At 67.2% G+C, this 18698-nt stretch carries 17 protein-coding genes; 6 read left to right on the top strand and 11 right to left on the bottom strand.

Annotated features, from left to right (window positions below; genetic code table 11):
* Positions 1-70: 70 nt before the first annotated feature.
* Complete coding sequence (gene cysQ, locus QO015_RS18260) at positions 71-889, bottom strand: 3'(2'),5'-bisphosphate nucleotidase CysQ (RefSeq protein WP_266283408.1); 819 nt, start codon at positions 887-889, stop codon at positions 71-73.
* 146 nt (positions 890-1035) lie between these two features.
* Here cysQ and QO015_RS18255 point away from each other — a divergent pair, with 146 nt between their 5' ends.
* Positions 1036-2556, top strand: coding sequence for a glycosyltransferase family protein (locus QO015_RS18255; RefSeq protein ID WP_266283407.1), 1521 nt, complete (start codon positions 1036-1038; stop codon positions 2554-2556).
* Between the two features lie 7 nt (positions 2557-2563).
* On the opposite strand, the gene ald is transcribed toward QO015_RS18255, so the two are convergent.
* Positions 2564-3682, bottom strand: a complete 1119-nt coding sequence (gene ald / locus QO015_RS18250; RefSeq protein ID WP_266283406.1) for an alanine dehydrogenase — start codon at positions 3680-3682, stop codon at positions 2564-2566.
* A 137-nt stretch (positions 3683-3819) separates the two neighbouring features.
* Between ald and QO015_RS18245 the strand changes: the two genes are divergently transcribed.
* The 3 genes from QO015_RS18245 (at position 3820) to QO015_RS18235 (ending at position 6270) form a co-directional block, all read left to right on the top strand.
* On the top strand, positions 3820-4281 hold the full coding sequence (locus tag QO015_RS18245; protein ID WP_266283405.1) for an Lrp/AsnC family transcriptional regulator: 462 nt from the start codon (positions 3820-3822) through the stop codon (positions 4279-4281).
* A gap of 76 nt (positions 4282-4357) precedes the next feature.
* Positions 4358-5536, top strand: coding sequence for an NAD(P)/FAD-dependent oxidoreductase (locus tag QO015_RS18240; RefSeq protein ID WP_266283404.1), 1179 nt, complete (start codon positions 4358-4360; stop codon positions 5534-5536).
* Positions 5537-5718: 182 nt separating this feature from the next.
* Positions 5719-6270 carry a DUF2087 domain-containing protein gene (locus tag QO015_RS18235; RefSeq protein WP_266283403.1) on the top strand — a complete coding sequence of 184 codons (552 nt, stop codon included), beginning with the start codon at positions 5719-5721 and terminating at the stop codon, positions 6268-6270.
* A gap of 122 nt (positions 6271-6392) precedes the next feature.
* Here QO015_RS18235 and QO015_RS18230 read toward each other — a convergent pair whose 3' ends face one another.
* The 8 genes from QO015_RS18230 to aptA all read right to left on the bottom strand — a co-directional run bounded on the left by QO015_RS18230 (position 6393) and on the right by aptA (position 16086).
* Positions 6393-7385 (bottom strand): ABC transporter substrate-binding protein, encoded by a 993-nt coding sequence (locus tag QO015_RS18230; RefSeq protein WP_370877433.1) that lies wholly within the window; start codon positions 7383-7385, stop codon positions 6393-6395.
* 34 nt (positions 7386-7419) lie between these two features.
* Complete coding sequence (locus tag QO015_RS18225) at positions 7420-8547, bottom strand: ABC transporter permease (RefSeq protein WP_266283402.1); 1128 nt, start codon at positions 8545-8547, stop codon at positions 7420-7422.
* A complete protein-coding gene (locus QO015_RS18220) occupies positions 8544-9455 on the bottom strand; it encodes an ABC transporter permease (protein ID WP_370877468.1) in 912 nt (303 codons plus the stop codon). The genes QO015_RS18225 and QO015_RS18220 overlap by 4 nt, the downstream gene beginning before the upstream one ends.
* 85 nt (positions 9456-9540) lie before the next feature.
* Positions 9541-10356: an ABC transporter ATP-binding protein gene (locus tag QO015_RS18215; RefSeq protein WP_266283400.1), complete on the bottom strand. Its 816-nt coding sequence runs from the start codon at positions 10354-10356 to the stop codon at positions 9541-9543.
* 8 nt (positions 10357-10364) lie between these two features.
* Entirely contained in the window at positions 10365-11822 is a 1458-nt protein-coding gene (hydA, locus tag QO015_RS18210) for a dihydropyrimidinase (RefSeq protein WP_266283399.1), read from the bottom strand.
* A gap of 33 nt (positions 11823-11855) precedes the next feature.
* On the bottom strand, positions 11856-13106 hold the full coding sequence (locus QO015_RS18205) for a Zn-dependent hydrolase (protein WP_266283398.1): 1251 nt from the start codon (positions 13104-13106) through the stop codon (positions 11856-11858).
* A 142-nt stretch (positions 13107-13248) separates the two neighbouring features.
* Positions 13249-14742 (bottom strand): CoA-acylating methylmalonate-semialdehyde dehydrogenase, encoded by a 1494-nt coding sequence (locus QO015_RS18200; RefSeq protein ID WP_266283397.1) that lies wholly within the window; start codon positions 14740-14742, stop codon positions 13249-13251.
* Between the two features lie 21 nt (positions 14743-14763).
* Entirely contained in the window at positions 14764-16086 is a 1323-nt protein-coding gene (aptA, locus tag QO015_RS18195) for an omega-aminotransferase AptA (RefSeq protein WP_266283396.1), read from the bottom strand.
* 123 nt (positions 16087-16209) lie between these two features.
* Here aptA and QO015_RS18190 point away from each other — a divergent pair, with 123 nt between their 5' ends.
* Positions 16210-16773, top strand: coding sequence for a cupin domain-containing protein (locus tag QO015_RS18190; protein ID WP_266283395.1), 564 nt, complete (start codon positions 16210-16212; stop codon positions 16771-16773).
* Positions 16774-16857: 84 nt separating this feature from the next.
* On the top strand, positions 16858-17220 hold the full coding sequence (locus QO015_RS18185; RefSeq protein ID WP_266283394.1) for a VOC family protein: 363 nt from the start codon (positions 16858-16860) through the stop codon (positions 17218-17220).
* An 18-nt stretch (positions 17221-17238) separates the two neighbouring features.
* Here the strand turns inward: QO015_RS18185 and glmM are convergent, their stop codons facing one another.
* Positions 17239-18585, bottom strand: coding sequence for a phosphoglucosamine mutase (gene glmM / locus QO015_RS18180; protein ID WP_266283392.1), 1347 nt, complete (start codon positions 18583-18585; stop codon positions 17239-17241).
* Positions 18586-18698: the final 113 nt, after the last annotated feature.

The following is an 18698-nucleotide window of genomic DNA, read 5'->3' as shown; positions in this document are numbered from 1 at the left end:
CCACTCCGCTTGGCGCGACGGGGCGTTTCGGTGGAACCCGATTTCCACTAACACGATGAACTTGATCGTCTTAGGCTTTGTCCGCCCCGCGGGCCAGGAACCATGGATTGGCATAGGCGGCCGTGCCGGCCGCGCCGTTCGGCCCGTATGAGAGCGGCCGGCCGTCCATATCAGTCACCATGCCGCCGGCCGCGCGCAGGACCGCGTCGCCGGCGGCGGTGTCCCACTGCATGGTGGGGCCGAGGCGGGGATAGAGATCGGCCTCCCCCGCCGCCATCAGGCAGAATTTGAGCGAAGAGCCGGCCGCGACGATCGAGGCGCCGGGATGGCCGGCGATGAAGGCATCGGTCTCCGGCGTGCGATGGGAACGGCTGGCGATGATGCGCGGGGAACCGTCGGCCGCCTGCACCGCCTCGATGGCGACACGGCCGATCACACGTCCGTCCTCGATCGTCAGCATCGCGGCCCCCTCCCCGACGACGCCGAGGAAGAGGCGCGAGCGGGCCGGCGCCAGCACGAGGCCGACCACGGGAACGCCGCCTCGCACCAGTGCGACATTGACCGTGAAATCGCCGTTGCGCTGGATGAACTCGCGCGTCCCGTCCACCGGATCGACGAGGAAGAACGCGTCGGCCACGTCGGGAATGACGCCCGCCGCGCAGGATTCCTCGGCGACGACGGGAATCTCCGGGGCCAGGCGGGCGAGGTCGGCGAGGATGATCGCCTCGGCCAGCTTGTCGGCCTCGGTGACAGGCGAGGCATCGCCCTTGGTCTCGACGGCGAAATCGCGGCGATAAATCTCCATGACGGCGGCGCCTGCCGCGAGCACGGTCGGCACGAGCGCCTCGGCAAGCGCGACGTCGGATCTTCTCGGGGAGGCGGTCGTCATGACGAACCCATCGCTCTGAGCGCCCATGCGCGGTCCACCGGCATCGCCGGAACGAAGCCGGCATTGCGAGCCGGCGAGGCAGCAGCTACTAGCGCCGGTCGCCACCAGACACAACAATCGTGCGGGGGATTCGCGGGAGGCGAGCGATGGCCGTGATCATCGAGGGGAAGACGTCGCGCCGGCTCTCGCCGGCCGGCAGCGCGCCGCTCACCTTTGCGATGACAGCCTTTCTGATGAACCTCGCCATCTCGCTGCCGACGCTGGGACGACAGGCTTTCTGGGGCGACGAGACGTTGACAGCTCAAGCCGTCGACATGGATGTTCCCGCCCTCGTCGCCGACCGGTTGGGCGCCGGCCATTTCCCGACTTACTTCCTGCTGCTCAAGGGCCTCGGCCTCGCCCATGCCAGCGACGCACTGATGCGCCTGCCTTCTGCGCTGTTCGAGGCAGGTGCGGCAGCCGTTTTCACCGTCATCGCCCTTTCGATCGGCGGGCGCATCGCGGCGGTGGCGACGGCCGTGCTGTTCGCCCTTGTTCCGCTCCTCTTCTTTTACGCCCAGGAAGCCCGGCCCTATGCGCTCATGCTGCTCTTCCTGGCGATCGCGACCGCCGCCCATCTGAGGATCATCGCGGGGCGCATCGAGCAGGGCCGGCCCGGTCTGGTCGCAACGATCGGCTGCGTGGGAGCGGCGCTCGTCATTCCTGCCGGAATCGTCTCGGTGGCCGCGCTGCATGCGGGGCTTCTCGCAGCCGGGTCCATGGCTCGCGGGCGTCCTGAGCGCAGGCTCGTGCTCCGACATCTCATCGTGACCTGGGTTGCGATCGGGCTCGCAGCGCTGGCGCTGATCCCCAACGTGATGGCAGCAGCTCAAGGGTCGCGGGGGCTGATGAAGTGGCAGCTCGGCATGAGCCCCGGCAGGCGCCTCGTTGAAGCCTGGAACGAGATCTTCGGTCTTCTCGTTCGCCAGGACGCCAACGTCTTTCTCCCCGCCGGCTGGGAGATCGTCCCGTCTCTCGGATTTGTCGCCTTGATCGTCACGGGCGCATGGCTCGGGCGGAAGAACACCGCCATCCGCTATGTCACGGCAACCGTGGTCACAACTGCCCTCGGCTTCGTGGTGATCGGGTCCTTCACGGTAACCGCGGGCCGCTATCTGCTCGGGATCCTTCCGCCTGCGATTCTGCTGGCGTCATTCGCCAGCGCGCAACTTCTCGCGGCCGGCCGCTTCCGGCTGCCAGCGGCGGCGATGCTCGCCGCGCTGGCGGGCGCGATGGCGCTCCAGACGCTCGATGCCTCGATCTCGGACACCCGGTTCAACTGGCGGCGCCCGGCGGATTTCATCGCGGCGAATGATCTCGGCCACGCCGAAATCCTGACGAACATGCCCTTCTACGAGGCCACGCTCCGCCGCTATCTGCCGGCGAACATGGCGCCAACGCTTCGTGCGCCCCTTCCCCCGATCGAACCGCCAGGCATCATCTGGCAGTGGTCGCGCGAGACGCCGAATGCCTATGTCCTCGCATTCGATGGCGATGCTACGCCGCCGCCCGAAGCCGTGGCGGGCCGCACAGTGTGCAGCTGGGCATTCGGGCGGGCGACCTTCTTCGTCCTCGCCGCCAACATGACGACCCTGCCGGCGCCCCTTCGCGGCTGCGCCGGCAACTGACGCGGCGTCAGGCGGCAATGCCGCCCGCATCCGGATCGGCAAAGCTCTCGCCGAGCGCCTCGGCGACGGCGCGATGCGTGATGCGGCCGCGATGCACGTTGAGCCCGTTCCGAAGATGCGGATCGCGGGCGAGCGCGGCGAGGCCCTCGCCCGCCAGGGCGAGCCCGAAGGGCAGTGTCGCGTGGTTGAGCGCGTGGCTCGAGGTGAGCGCCACGGCGCCGGGCATGTTGGCCACGCAGTAGTGGATCACGCCGTCGACGACATAGGTCGGATCGGCATGGGTCGTGGCATGCGAGGTCTCGAAGCAGCCGCCCTGGTCGATCGCGACATCGACCATCACCGCGCCGCGTTTCATCTTGCCGAGCATGGCACGCGAGACGAGCTTCGGCGCCGCCGCACCGGGAATGAGCACGGCGCCGATGACGGCATCGGCCGCGAGCACCTCGCTCTCAAGCGCATCGATGGTGGAGTAACGGGTGCGCACCCGGCCGGCGAAGAGCTCGTCGAGCTCGCGCAGCCGCGGCACGGAACGGTCGAGCACCGTGACTTCGGCGCCGAGGCCGGCCGCCATGCGCGCGGCATGCATGCCGACGACGCCGCCACCAATGACGACGACCTTGGCCGGCGCCACGCCCGGCACGCCGCCGAGCAGGATGCCGCGGCCGCCATTCGGCTTCTGCAACGCGGTCGCCGCGGCCTGAATCGACAGCCGGCCCGCCACTTCGCTCATGGGTGCGAGAAGCGGCAGCCCGCCATGCGCATCGGTGACGGTCTCGTAGGCGACGGCGGTGACGCCTGATTCCATCAGCCCGCGCGCCTGCGCCGGATCGGGCGCGAGATGCAGATAGGTGAAGAGGATCTGGCCCGGACGGAACTGCGTCCATTCCGACGGCTGCGGCTCCTTGACCTTCACGATCATGCCGGCCCTGGAAAAGACCTCGGCGGCGGAGGACGCGATGTTTGCGCCGGCGGCGACATAGGCCGCGTCATCGGCGTCGATGCCGAGCCCGGCGCCGGTCTCGACCAATACCTCGTGGCCACGCGCCACATATTCGCGCACGGCTGCCGGCGTCAGGCCGACACGGAACTCGTTGTTCTTGATTTCCCTCGGAACGCCGACCAGCATGATGACTGTTTCCCTGCAGCGATTTTTTGGATGCAGCACGATATCGCCGGCTCGAAGCGATTTTCGTGCTTTTCCATGCTTCCTTCGTGGACCTTCCGCACGTAATCTCCGTATCGGATGATCGGGGCGCATGAATCATGCAGATCGATGAATTCGACCGGCGGATGCTCGCGGCGCTCGCCCGGGATGGGCGCCTGACGGCGGTGGAACTCGCCGAGCGCATCGCCCTTTCGCCCTCCGCCGCGACGCGCCGCCTGCAGCGCCTGGAGACCGAGAGGATCATCACCGGCTATCGCGCCGTGCTCGATCCGAACGCGCTCGGCCTCGGCATCACGGCCTTCGTCGAAATCTCGCTCGACCGCCAGAACGACGAGGCCCTGAAGGCCTTCGAGGCCGCGGCGCGTCGATGCCCCAACATCCTGTCGCTGCACCTGATGTCCGGATCGAGCGACTATCTGCTGAGGATCGTGGCGCGCGACCTGCCGGATTTCGAGCGGCTGCACGCCAATGTGCTCGGCCATCTGCCGGGCGTCGCGCGCATCGAGTCGAAGTTCGCGCTCCGCGAGGCGATCGAGCGGCCGCTCGTGCCGATCGGGTGAGAGGAGTTGCTACGCCGCATCGACGGGTTTCGAGGCCCGTGGCAAGGTCGCGCCCGTCCTATTGCTGGAGATCATCATGTCGCGCGCCTTTGACGTCGTCATCGTCGGCGGCGCCGTGCATGGCGCCTCGGCCGCCTATCACATCGCCGCGCATCCAGCTTTTTCCGGCCGCGTGCTGCTCGTCGAGAAGGATCCGTCCTTCGCCTTTGCCGCGAGCGCGCTGTCCGCCGCCTCCATCCGCCAGCAGTTCTCCGATCCGACCAATATCGCGATCTCGCTCTACGGCATCGAGTTCCTGAGGCGGATCGGCGAGACGCTGGCGGTCGGCGCCGACCGCCCCTCGATCAGCCTCGTCGAGGGCGGCTATCTCTTTCTCGCCACCGCCGCGGGCCTGCCCGTCCTCACGGAGAACCACGCGCTGCAGGCCTCGCTCGGGGCGGATATCGCGCTCTTCTCGCCGGACGAGATCGGCGAGCGCTTCCCCTACCTGGATCTGGACGACATCGTCGCAGCCGGTTTCGGCGCCACCGGCGAGGGTTGGTTCGACGGCTACGGACTGATGCAGGCGCTGCGCGCCAAGGCGAAGTCGCTCGGCGTCGAGACCTTGTCGGCCGACGTCGCCGCGATCCGCCACGCGAACGGCCGGGCTGTGGGCGTGCGCCTCGCCGATGGCAGCGAGATTACGGCCGGCACCGTGATCGTCGCCGCGGGTACCGGCACGCGCGATCTTCTCGCGCCGCTTGGCATTCCCCTGCCCGTCGCGGCGAGGAAGCGCTGCATCTTCACCTTTTCCTGCCGCGACCGCCTGCCCGGTTTCCCGATGCTGATCGACCCCTCAGGCGTCTATTGCCGGCCGGAGGGCGAGCTCTTCCTCACCGGGACCGCCCCGCCGCGCGATGAGGAGGGCGATGCGCGGGACTTCGATGTCGACTGGGATCTCTTCGAGGACGTGATCTGGCCGGTGCTCGCCGCCCGTGTGCCGGCCTTCGAGGCGATCCGCCCGGCGCGGGCCTGGGCCGGCCATTACGACATGAACCTCTTCGATCACAATGCGATCATCGGCCGCCTGCCGACCTTCGACAACGTCCTGGTCGCGAACGGCTTCTCCGGCCATGGCCTGCAACAGGCCCCCGCCGTCGGCCGCGGCCTCGCCGAACTCGCCGTCGACGGCCGCTACACAAGCCTCGATCTGTCACCGCTCGGCTATGGGCGCATCCTCGAAGGCCGGCCGCTGATCGAGAAGAACATCGTCTAGAGTTGCGGGATCGCGACGCGCGGATTATAGGCGGGTCAGGGTCAGCAGTTCACCCAGGCGTCACCGTCCCCGCGAGGGGAAGCTAAACCTGCCGCGATCGAAGACAACGACACCAGCCCTCGTGCCGGGTCGAAGACGGTGACCACGACAATCCCTCTGGATCGGCACAATGAGGATTGGTCATGACCCGAACTCCCATTGCGCTCCCCGTCGGCGATGTCTCGACATTCGCGAAGTCGCTGCGAAAGCAGATCGAAACCCATGACGGTGCGCCGACCCATGTCGAACTGCTCAACATGCTCGCCCGCTCGGCCGGCTATCGAAACTTCCAGCAACTCCGCGCCCATGCGCCGGCGGAGGCACCCGTTGGCGGCGCAGCGCCGCTCGCGGCACCACAGGCAGACGCGGCTCTCGTCGCACGCGTCTTCGGCCATTTCGACGATGCCGGCCGCCTGATCCGCTGGCCGTCGCGGCGTAGCCACCAGATCCTCGCCCTCTGGGCGATCTGGAGCATGTTTCCAGCGGGTGTCAGCCTCGACGACGCCGCGGTAAAGGGCTTCCTCGCGGATCGCCATTCATTCGGCGATCATGCCCTGCTCCGACGCGAACTCGTGGACATGGGGCTGCTCGTCCGCACTCCCGACGGGCGCGACTACCGCCGCATCGAGCGGCAACCGCCACCCGATGCGCTCGCGCTCATCCGGCAGCTTTCGGCGCGCATCGCTGCTGTCTAGCGATACGCGGATGCCCGGGGCGAGATCCGGGCATGACGGACGCGGGAAGAGCTCGGCCTGCCCCAAAAAACGCAATCGGGCGCCCAGGGGCGCCCGACGGAGTCTCTATGCGGGCGTGAGTCTTACTTCAGTCCCGCCTTGTCGGTGACGACCGTCGAGGTCGCCGCCGCGTCCGGCTCCTTGGAGATGACGCCGCCGGCGGAGAGCAGCGTTCCGACGGTCTGCTTGTAGTCGGCCGGGTCGAGGGCGCCGGACGTGCCGGCGGTCAGCTTGTTCACCTCGCCGATCATGTATTTCTGGTGCTCGAGCGTCTGCGAGCCGGACTCGTCGGCATCGACGGTGATCTGCGCTGCCTCGTCGGGGTTCTCGCGGGCATACTGCCAGCCCTTTTCCGACGCCTTCACGAAGCGCGCCAGCTTGTCGACGAAAGCCGGGTCGGCGAGCTTGTCCTCGAGGACGTAGAGACCATCCTCCAGCATGCCGACGCCCTGGTCGCGATAGTTGAAGACGACGAGGTCTTCAGGCTTCAGGCCGGCATCGAGGATCTGGCCATATTCGTTGTAGGTCATCGCCGAGATGCAGTCGGCCTGCTTCTGGACGATCGGATCGACGTTGAAGGCCTGCTTCAGAACGGTGACGCCGTCCGGCCCGCCCTCGGTCTTGTAGCCCAGCTTGTTCATCCAGGCCATGAACGGATATTCGTTGCCATAGAACCAGACGCCGAGCGTGTGGCCCTTGAAATCGGCCGGCGAGGCGATGCCGCTGTCCTTGCGGCAGACGAGCAGCAGGCCCGAGCCCTTGAAGGGCTGCGCGATGTTCACGAGCTTGACGCCCTTCTCGCGCGAGGCGAGCGCATCGGCCATCCAGTTGACGATCACGTCGGCGCCGCCGGCGGCGATCACCTGCACGGGCGAGACGTCGGGACCGCCCGGCTTGATCGTGACGTCGAGATTCTCTTCGTCGTAGAAGCCCTTTTCCTTGGCGACCAGATAGCCGGCGAACTGTGCCTGCGTGACCCATTTCAGCTGCAGCGTCAGCGGATCGGCCGCGAAGGCCGGAGCGCTCATCGTCAGGCTGGCGGCTGCCGCCAACGCGCCGATCATCCACTTCTTCATTGTCGACCCCTCCGTCGGGTTTTCGTTTCCGTCCCTAGGTGCGGAAGGACGGATGCCAGAAAGTGGCGGCCCGCTCGATGAGCGCCACCACGCCGTAGAACGCGGAGCCGGCCAGCGCCGCCACCGCGATTTCCGCCCACACCATGTCGATGTTCATGCGCCCGACTTCGGTTGAGATGCGGAAGCCCATGCCCACGATCGGCGTGCCGAAGAATTCGGCAACTATGGCCGCGATCAGGGCGAGAGTCGAATTGATCTTGAGTGCGTTGAAGATGAACGGCAGTGCTTCCGGGAGGCGCAGCTTGAACAGCGTCTGCCAGTAGGAAGCGGCATAGGTGCGCATCAGGTCGCGGCTGATCGGCTGCGAGGCCGAGAGCCCAACGACCGTGTTGACGAGCATCGGGAAGAAGGTCGAGACGACAACGACCGCCGCCTTGGACGGCCAGTCGAAGCCGAACCACATCACCATGATCGGTGCCACGCCGACAATCGGCAGCGCCGAGACGAGATTGCCGATCGGCAGCAGGCCGCGCTTCAGGAACGAGACGCGGTCGACGAGGATCGCGACGAGGAAGCCCGAGCCGCATCCGATCGCGTAGCCGGCGATCACGGCCTTGAGGAAGGTCTGGTTGAAGTCCGCCGCAAGGATCGGCAGCGACGAGGCGATGCGCGCGCCAATCGCCGAAGGCGGCGGGATCAGCACGAAGGGCACCTGGAACACGACCACGACGATCTGCCAGAGGATCAGCAGCCAGGCGCCGAACAGGAGCGGGATGACCAGCGAGAGCAGGAAGCCGCCGATCCCCTTGCGGACCGGCCATTCGGTGAGTTCGGTGACGAGTGCCCAGGCGAGCAGCCAGGATGTTCCGACCAGCATCCAGAAACCGCTGCCGGCATGGCCGGCGAGACGCGGCAGAAGATCGATCGCCAGCGCCGCCCCGCCATGCGCCGCGAGCGCCAGCAGGACAGCAGCGGCGACGCTCCGGCTCATGCGGATCGCCGCGACGATCGCCAATGCGACGAGCGCAAGCACCGCAAGCCCGGGGAGCCCGAGGCCGGTCAGCCGCAGCGACGGATCGGCGGCGTCGAGCGGCAGCACCGCCATGCCGATCAGCCCGGCGAGCGCGATCCAGGGCTGGATATGGCCACGCGCACGGGTCATCGCATCAGCCCCATGCGCTTCACGACGGCGGTGCCGCCGAGATTGACCATCCAGACGAGCAGCGCGGCGAGGATCGAGGCGGCGACGAGCGCCGACCAGATCTGCACCGTCTGCCCGTAATAGGAGCCCGCGAGCAGCCGCGCGCCGATGCCGGCCGAGGCGCCGGTCGGCAATTCGCCGACGATGGCGCCAACGAGGCTGATGGCGATGGCGACCTGCATGGACGCGAACAGGAAGGGCAGCGCCGCCGGCAACCGCAGCTTCCAGAAGGTTTGCCAGCGATTGGCGGAGTAGGTCCGCATCAGATCGACGAGGATCGTGTCGGGCGAGCGCAGCCCCTTCACGAGCCCGACCGCGACCGGGAAGAAGGAGAGATAGGTCGAGATCAGCGCCTTGGCCATGAAGCGCGAGGCGTCCGGCGAGAGGCCCATCTGTCCGTTCATGAGGTTGTAGCCCACGACCACGATCATCGGCGCGATGGCGACGATGGGCACGGTCTGCGAGGCGATGATCCACGGCATCAGGCTGCGGTCGAGGCTCGGCACATGGACGATCGCCGCGGCGAGGACGAGGCCGAGCAGCGTGCCGGAGAGGAAGCCGGCGAGCGTCGCCGAGAGCGTCACCCAGGCGTGATAGACGAGGCTCCTCTTGGATGTCACCGGCGTGCCGACGGTCGATTTCCACACCTCGGCGACGATCTGGTGCGGCGCCGGCAGCAGCGGGCGCTCCATGGAATAGGTGGCGACGACGAGTTCGGTGCCCGTCAGCACCTTGTCGGCCCGCGCCGCGGCATCACGCGCGAGTCCGGCGTTCATGAACACCGCCGCCACATACCAGACGAGGACGATTGCCGCCGCCACGGTCAGCACCGGCACCAGCTTGCCGCCGGGCTTCTGCGGCGCGCGCATGGCGGGTGCAGCCGCGCTCATGAGCGGACCCCCGACGTCGCCGGGGGGGCGGACGCCCCTCGCTTCCGCCGATGCGATCGCCGCCTCAGTCCTCATAGGAATGTCCCGCCCTGAGGCCGGCGCGAACGCGGGCCGCCACTTCGAGGAATTCCGGCGTTTCGCGGATATCGAGCGTGCGGTCGCGCGGGAAGCCGCATTCGATGATGTCGGTGACGCGTCCCGGTCGCGGCGACATGACCACGATCTTGGTTGAGAGGAACACCGCCTCGGGGATCGAGTGGGTGACGAAGACGACCGTCTTCTGCGTCCGGTCCCAAAGTCGCAGCAGTTTCTCGTTGAGATGGTCGCGCACGATCTCGTCGAGCGCCCCGAAGGGTTCGTCCATCAGGAGAAGATCGGGCTCAACCGCCAGCGCGCGGGCGATCGAGGCGCGCTGCTGCATGCCGCCCGAGAGCTGCCAGGGGAACTTGCGCTCGAAGCCGGAAAGATCGACCAACGCCAGATTGTCGGCGATGCGCTTGTCGCGCTCCGCCTTGCTGAGGCCCATGATCTCCAGCGGCAACGCGATGTTCTTCGCGATGGTGCGCCAGGGATAGAGCGCCGCCGCCTGGAAGACATAGCCATAGGCCCGCGCGAGCCGGGCCTCCTCGGGCGACACGCCGTTGACGGTGATGGAGCCGCCCGTCGGCTGCTCGAGATCGGCGATGACGCGCAGCAGCGTGGTCTTGCCGCAGCCCGACGGGCCGATGAAGGAGACGAACTCGCCGCGCTTCACCTCGAGATTGATGTCGCTGAGGGCCTGGACCGGCCCGTCATTGGTGGCGAAGACGAGGGACAGGCCGGCGATCTCGATCGCCGCCGCTGCCTCCGCCTTCGCGCCTTGCTCCTCCCCGGCGCGCATGCGGTTCCTCAGACGCCGATCGGCATATGTTCGGGCGAACGGGTCACCGCGCGGGGCGCCGTCAGTTCCTTCCAGGTGGAGAGCGCACGGTTCACGGCCGGGAAGGGCTTGCGGGAAATGAACTTGCCGCGGCCCGGCTGCGGACCCGAGTTCTGGCCGTCAGACCAGACGACGTCGCCGCGCGACAGCGTGTAGCGCGGCAGGCCGCGCACCTCGACGCCCTCGAAGACGTTGTAGTCGATGATCGACTTCTGGTTGGCGGCCGAGATCGTCTTGGAGAGCTTCGGATCCCAGACGACGAGGTCGGCGTCCGAGCCCGGCATGATGGCGCCCTTGCGCGGATAGATGTTGAGGATCTGCGCGATATTGGTCGACGTGACGGCGACGAACTCGTTCGGCGTCAGACGGCCCGTCTCGACGCCCCGCGTCCAGAGCACGGGCATGCGGTCCTCGAGACCGCCGGTGCCGTTCGGGATCTTGCGGAAATCGCCGAGGCCGAAGCGCTTCTGCTCGGTTGTGAAGGCGGCATGGTCGGTGGCGACCACCTGAAGCGACCCGGCGGCGAGGCCGGCCCAGAGGCTGTCCTGATGGACCTTGTCCCGGAAGGGCGGCGACATCACGCGCTGCGCCGAATACTCCCAGTTCTGGTTGAAATAGTCGCGCTCGTCGAGGACGAGATGCTGCACCAGCGGCTCGCCATAGACGCGCATCCCCTTCTGCCGCGCCCGGCGGATCGCCTCATGCGCCTGCTCGCAGGAGGTGTGCACGATATAGACCGGCACGCCGGCGGCATCGGCGATCATGATCGCGCGATTCGTGGCCTCGCCTTCCACCTCGGGCGGGCGGGAATAGGCGTGGCTCTCCGGCCCCGTCTTGCCCTCGGCCATATATTTCTGCTGAAGCGCCGCGACGATGTCGCCGTTCTCGGCATGGACGAGCGGCAGCGCGCCAAGGGCGGCGCAGCGCTGGAACGAGGCGAACATCTCGTCGTCGTTCACCATCAGCGCACCCTTGTAGGCCATGAAATGCTTGAAGGTGTTGACGCCGCGCGACACCACGGTCGCCATTTCGTCGAAATGCTTCTCCGACCAGCCGGTGATCGCGACATGGAAGGAATAGTCGCCCGAGGCCTGGCGCGCGGCCCGCTCCGACCATTCGTCGAGCGCCGCCACCATGCCGTCGGCGCCGGGAATGACGAAGTCGACGACCATGGTCGTGCCGCCCGAGAGCCCGGCGAAGGTCCCGCTCTCCCAGGTCTCCGCCGTCGTGGTGCCCATGAAGGGCATTTCGAGATGGGTGTGCGGGTCGATTCCGCCCGGCATCACATAGGCGCCGCCCGCATCCAGCACCGTGTCGCCGGAAAGCCCCTCGCCGATCGCCTTGATCGTCTCGCCCTCAATGAGGATGTCCGCCTCGTAGGTGCGATCCGCTGCGACGATGGTGCCGCCCTTGATGACCGTCGACATGATGATCCCTCGTTCTCTCTGTTCCGCTCGCGTTCAGCCGACGATCTCTGCCGTCTCCAGCACGGCATGCAGCAGCACGTCCGCGCCGGCCGCCGCCCATTCGGGCGTGATGGCCTCGTCCTCGTTGTGTGAAAGCCCGTCCACGCAGGGGCACATGACCATCGTCGCGGGCGCGACCTTCGCCGCCCAGCAGGCATCGTGTCCGGCGCCGGAGATGATGTCCATGTGGCTGTAGCCGAGCCGCTCGGCCGCCGAGCGCACACGGCCGACCAGCGCAGGATCGAATGTGACTGGATCGAAATGGCCGACCGGCTCGATCGAGCAGCCGACGCCGAGTTCGGCGGCGATCAGCGGCGCCTCGGCCTCGATCACGGCGCGCATGCCGTCCAGCTTCTCGCGGTCGGGACTGCGGATATCGATCGTGAACACGACCTTGCCGGGCAGGACGTTGCGCGAATTGGGCGAGAAGTACACCTGCCCGACGCCGCCGACGGCGCCCGGCTGGTTCTCCATCGCGATCGCCTGGACGCGCTCGATGATGCGCGCCATGGCGAGGCCGGCATTGACCCGCATGGCCATCGGCGTCGAACCGGTATGCGCCTCCTTGCCGGTCAGCGTCACCTCCAGCCACCACAGGCCCTGGCAGTGCGTGACGACACCGATCGACTTCTGTTCAGCCTCGAGGATCGGGCCCTGCTCGATGTGATACTCGAAATAGGCGTGCATCTTGCGCGCGCCGACCTCTTCGTCGCCGAGCCAACCGATGCGCTTCAGCTCCTCGCCATAGGTCTTGCCCTCGGGATCCTTGCGGCCATAGGCATAGTCGAGCGTCAGCTGCCCGGCGAAGACGCCGGAGGCCAGCATCGCCGGGGCGAAGCGGGCGCCTTCCTCGTTGGCCCAGTTGGTGACGACGATCGGATGCTTCGTGCGGACGCCGAGATCGTTGAGCGTGCGCACCAGTTCCAGCGCGCCGAGCACGCCGAGCACGCCGTCGAACTTGCCGCCGGTCGGCTGCGTGTCGAGATGCGAGCCGACATAGACGGGCAGCGCGTCGGGATCGGTGCCGGGACGCGTTGCGAACATGGTCCCCATCCTGTCGACGCCCATCGTCATCCCGGCCGCTTCGCACCAGGACTGGAACAGCGCCCGCCCCTCGGCATCGGCGTCGGTGAGCGTCTGGCGGTTGTTGCCGCCTCTCACCCCCGGCCCGATCTTCGCCATCTCCATCAGGCTGTCCCAGAGGCGCTCGCCATTGATGCGGAGATTGTCGGTGGGGGCGGTCATCGTCTTCAGTCCTTCGATCGGTAAGGGCACTGTGTCACTGCCGGGAGCGCCCCGGCAATCCGGTCTCCCATCTGCGGCAGGGAAAGACCGGAGCCCCGGGGCGAAGCCCGAGGCCGACAGGTGGTGAAAGGTCGGCTAGCCCTCACATCGTCGGGAAGTTGAACACCGCGCCCGACTTGATGCCGTCCGGCCAGCGGCTGGTGATCGTCTTGATGCGCGTATAGAAGCGCACGCCCTCGGGCCCGTAGATGGCGTGGTCGCCGAAGATCGACCGCTTCCAGCCGCCGAAGGAATGATAGGCGACCGGGACCGGGATCGGCACGTTGATGCCGACCATGCCGGCCTCGATCTTGTCCGCGAAGGAACGCGCGGCGTCGCCGTCGCGGGTAAAGATCGCGGTGCCGTTGCCGAATTCATGGGCATTGATCAGCCTGACTGCCTCGTCATAGGACCCGGCGCGCAGCACCGAGAGGACAGGACCGAAGATCTCCTCGCGGTAGATCGTCATTTCCTTGTCCACATGATCAAAAAGCGTGCCACCGATGAAGTAGCCGCCCTCGTAGCCCTGCAGCTTGAAGCCGCGGCCGTCGACGACGAGCTTCGCGCCCTCGGCGACGCCCTTGTCGATATAGCCCGAGACCTTGTCGAGATGCTGCTTGGTGACGAGCGGCCCCATCTCGGCCTCGCGGTCCGTCGCCGGGCCGATCTTCAACGCGCGGACGCGCGGCGCCAGCGCCTCGATCAGCGAATCCGCCGTCTTCTCGCCGATCGGCACCGCGACCGAGACCGCCATGCAGCGCTCGCCGGCCGAGCCGTAGCCGGCGCCCATCAGCGCGTCCGCCGCCTTGTCCATGTCGGCGTCGGGCATGATGACCATGTGGTTCTTCGCGCCGCCCAGCGCCTGGACTCGCTTCCCGTTGGCGGTGCCCGTCGCATAGACATAGGAGGCGATCGGCGTCGAGCCGACGAAGCTCACCGCCTTGATATCGGGATGGGCGAGGATCGCGTCGACGATCTCCTTGTCGCCATGCACGACATTGAGGAGGCCCGCGGGCAGGCCCGCCTCGTGCAGCAGTTCGGCGACCAGCATCGCGGCGCCGGGATCCTTCTCGGACGGCTTCAGGATGAAGGCGTTGCCGCAGGCGATCGCCACCGGATACATCCAGAGCGGCACCATGCAGGGGAAGTTGAACGGCGTGATGCCGGCGACGACGCCGAGCGGCTGGCGATCGGAATAGCTGTCGATCGCCGGGCCGACATTCTTCGAATACTCGCCCTTGAGAAGATGCGGGATGCCGCAGGCGAACTCGACGACCTCGAGCCCACGCTGGACCTCGCCGAGCGCGTCGTCATGCGTCTTGCCGTGCTCGGCCGAGATGGCGCGCGCGATGCGGTCGGCGTTCTGCTCCAGCAGGTCCTTGAAGCGGAACATGACGCGCGCCCGCTTCAGCGGCGGCGTGTCGCCCCAGGCGACCTGCGCCGCCTTGGCGACCGCGACCGCTGCGTCGAGCTCGACCGCCGTCGAGAGCGGCAGTTCCGCCGTCTGCTCGCCGGTGGCGGGGTTGAACACTGGCGCATTGCGCGTCGAAGCCGAGCGCTGCTTCTTGCCGCCGACGAGATTGTCGATCACCTGCATGGCGTCCTCCCGATCCTGATCTCAGTCGATGTCCCGGAGCACGCCTGCGAGCGTCTCGAAGATGCGGTCGATCTCGGCCTTCTCGATGATGAGCGGCGGCGAGAGCGCGATGATGTCGCCGGTGGTGCGGATCATCAGGTTCCGCTCGAAGGCCTTGAGGAAGGCCGAGAAGGCGCGCTTGGTCGGCGCGCCGGCGATCGGCTCCAGCTCGATGGCGCCGACGAGGCCGAGATTGCGGATGTCGATGACATGCGGCAGGCCCTTCATGCCGTGCAGCGCATCCTCCCAGTAGGAGGCGAGCTCGGCGGCGCGGGTCAGCAGCCCCTCTTCGGCATAAACGTCGAGCGTGGCGAGCGCGGCGGCGCAGGCGACCGGATGCGCCGAATAGGTGTAGCCGTGGAACAGCTCGATCGTGTTCTCGGGCGCGTCCATGAAGGCGTCGTAGATCTTTTTCGAGGCGAAGACGGCGCCCATCGGGATGACGCCCGAGGTGATGCCCTTGGCCGTGCAGACCATGTCCGGGATGACGTCGAAATGGTCGACGGCAAACGGCGTGCCGAGGCGGCCGAAGCCGGTGATGACCTCGTCGAAGATCAGCAGGATGTCGTGCTTGTCGCAGATCTCGCGCAGCCGCTTCAGATAGCCCTTCGGCGGGATGAGGACGCCGGTGGATCCGGCGACGGGCTCGACGATCAGCGCCGCGATGTTCGACGCGTCATGCAGCGCGATGACCTTCTCCAGATCGTCGGCGAACTCGGCGCCATATTCCGGCTCGCCGCGCGAGAAGGCGTTGCGGGCGAGATCGTGCGTGTGGCGGATATGGTCGACGCCGGTCAGCAGCGTGCCGAAGGTCTTGCGGTTGCCGGAAATGCCGCCGACCGAGATGCCGCCGAAGCCGACGCCGTGATAGCCGCGCTCGCGTCCCAGAAGGCGGAACTTCGTGCCCTTGCCGCGTGCCCGGTGATAGGCGAGCGCGATCTTCAGCGCCGTGTCGACCGATTCCGAGCCCGAATTGGTGAAGAACACATGGTCGAGCGGCGAAGGCATCATGTTGGCGAGGCGCGAGGCCAGCTCGAACGCCTTCGGATGGCCCATCTGGAAGGCCGGCGCATAGTCGAGCTCGGCGACCTGGCTCGAGACCGCCTCGACGATCTTCTCCCGCGCATGACCGGCGTTGACGCACCAGAGGCCGGCGGTGCCGTCCAGGATCTCGCGACCGTCGGCGTCGGTGTAATACATGCCCTTCGCGCCGACGAGCAGGCGCGGCGCCTGCTTGAACTGCCGGTTGGCCGTGAACGGCATCCAGAAGGCTTCGAGATTGTTCGGACGAAGCGGGGCGGTCATGATGGAAGGGTCTCCGGAGCGACGGTCTGCGAAGGCGAGACCGGTCATTTTCCTGAACGTATTCCCGCCCCCGAGGGTGGTCAATTCGTTGCGGGCGTTAAGACTGTTCTATATCTTGAACACATGAACGCCTCGCATTTCGAAATCGACGTCGGCGCGCGACTGCGGGCGCTGCGCCTGCGCGAGGGGCTGTCGCAGCGGGCGCTCGCCAAGCGCGCCGGCGTTTCCAACGCCACGGTCTCGATGGTGGAGGCGAACCGCATCAGCCCGTCGGTCTCGGGGCTCCGTCAGATCCTCACCGGAATCCCGATCGGCCTCGCCGAGTTCTTCGCCGATCCCGAGGCCGAGCGCGAGCAGGTGGTCTTCCGCGCCGAGGACCTGAAGGAGATCGCCGGCGGCCCGATCTCGTTCCGCCAGGTCGGCGCCAATCTCGAGGGACGCTCGCTGCAGATGATCCACGAGCGCTATCGGCCGGGCGCCGAAAGCGGCAAGGCGATGCTTTCCCATCAGGGCGAGGAAGCCGGCCTCGTCATCCGCGGCCGCATGCTGCTCGAAGTCGCCGGCGCCCGCTACGAACTCGGCCCGGGCGACGCCTATTTCTTCGACAGCCGCAAGCCGCATGCCTTCCGCAATATCGGCGAGGGCGAACTCGAGCTCGTCTCGGCCTGCACGCCGCCGAGCTTTTGAACCTTCCGGAGCCGTTGCGCATTCGACGTTGCATCAGTCCCGCGGAGCACGGCTGTTCCTGCGGTACCGAACGTGGAGAGAGGCATGACCGTCAAGCGGATCGTCGCCAATATCGGACCCGTGCGCCCCTCTGAGGCGATGGCCTTCTATGGCGACATCCTCGGGATGGAGATCGTCATGGACCATGGCTGGATCGTCACTTTTGCGGGCGCCGGCTCATCACGACCGGAGGTGAGTTTCGCAGAGGAAGGCGGCTCCGGAACACCGGTCCCCGACCTCTCGATCGAGGTCGACGATCTCGACGCCGTTCTCGGCGCCCTGTCGGCGGCCGGCATCCCGATCGAGTATGGCCCTGTCAGCGAACGCTGGGGCGTGCGCCGGCTCTATGTGCGCGACCCTTTCGGGCGGCTGGTCAATATTCTCGCCCATGCCGATACCAGAGACTGAGCCTCACTCGCGCTCCGCTTAGGCCGCGACCTGCTTCAGCGCGACGCAGATATCGTCGACCACGGCCTCGACGACGCGTTCATCGTCGCCTTCCGCCATGACACGGATCAGCGGCTCGGTGCCGGAGGGGCGGATGACGAGCCGGCCGGAGCCGTTGAGGCGCGCCTCGCCCTCGGCGATCGCCGCCTTGACGCTCGCGGTGTCGAGCGGCTTGCCGCCGCCGAAGCGGACATTCTTGAGGATCTGAGGCACAGGATCGAAGCGGCGGCACACCTCGCTGACCGGCTTGCCGGTCTGGCGTACCACCGCGAGGATCTGCAAGGCGGAGACGAGGCCGTCGCCGGTCGTCGAGAAGTCCGAGAGGATGAGATGGCCCGACTGCTCGCCGCCGACATTGAAGCCGCCCGAGCGCATGCGCTCGACGACATAGCGGTCACCGACCTTGGTGCGGTCGAGCGACAGGCCGAGGCCGCCGAGATACCGCTCGAGGCCGAGATTGGACATGATGGTCGCGACGATGCCGGGCTTCGACAGCCGCCCCGCCTCGGCCCAGGACGCGGCGACGACCGCCATCAACTGGTCGCCGTCGACGACCTCGCCGCGCTCGTCGACGATGATCACGCGGTCGGCGTCGCCATCGAGCGCGATGCCGATATCGGCGCGGACCTCGTGCACCTTGGCGCGCAGGGCGGCCGGCGCCGTCGAGCCAACGTCGCGGTTGATGTTGTAGCCGTCGGGATCCGTGCCGATGGCGATCACCTCGGCACCGAGCTCCCATAGCGCCTCGGGCGCCACGCGATAGGCGGCGCCGTTGGCGCAGTCGATGACGATCCTGAGGCCCGTCAGGTCATATGCCTTCGGCATGGTCCGCTTGGCGAATTCGATATAGCGGTCGCGCATGCCGTCGATCCGTCTGGCGCGGCCGAGATCCGAAGGTCCGGCCAGCCGGTCGGAAAGGTCCTCCTCGATCAGTGCCTCGATCCGCGCCTCGGCCTCGTCGGAGAGCTTGTACCCGTCGGGACCGAACAGCTTGATGCCGTTGTCCTCGAAGGGATTGTGCGAGGCGGAGATCATCACGCCGAGATCGGCGCGCATCGAGCGCGTCAGCATGGCGACGGCCGGCGTCGGCATCGGCCCGAGCAGGAAGACGTCCATCCCGGCGGCCGTGAAGCCGGCGGTGAGCGCCGGCTCGATCATGTAGCCGGACAGCCGAGTATCCTTGCCGATGACGACCCGGTGCCGATGCTTGCCGTTGCGGAAGGCGATGCCGGTGGCGATGCCGACCTGCAGTGCCATCTGCGGCGTGATCGGAAAGGTGTTCGCCTTGCCGCGGATGCCGTCGGTTCCGAAGAGTTTCCTGGCCATCACAATGATCCGTCTTGTCGCGCGCGGATGTTCATAGTCCGTAACCTAGGCCAAGAGGGTTCAAAATTCATGAGCGACCGCAACAATCGCCCCTGGCAGACCTCGCAATGAAA

The sequence above is a fragment of the Kaistia geumhonensis genome, from assembly GCF_030815145.1.
Taxonomy (GTDB): domain Bacteria; phylum Pseudomonadota; class Alphaproteobacteria; order Rhizobiales; family Kaistiaceae; genus Kaistia; species Kaistia geumhonensis.
The sequence above is the reverse complement of the archived record's forward strand: the minus strand, read 5'-3'. Positions and strand labels throughout refer to the sequence as shown.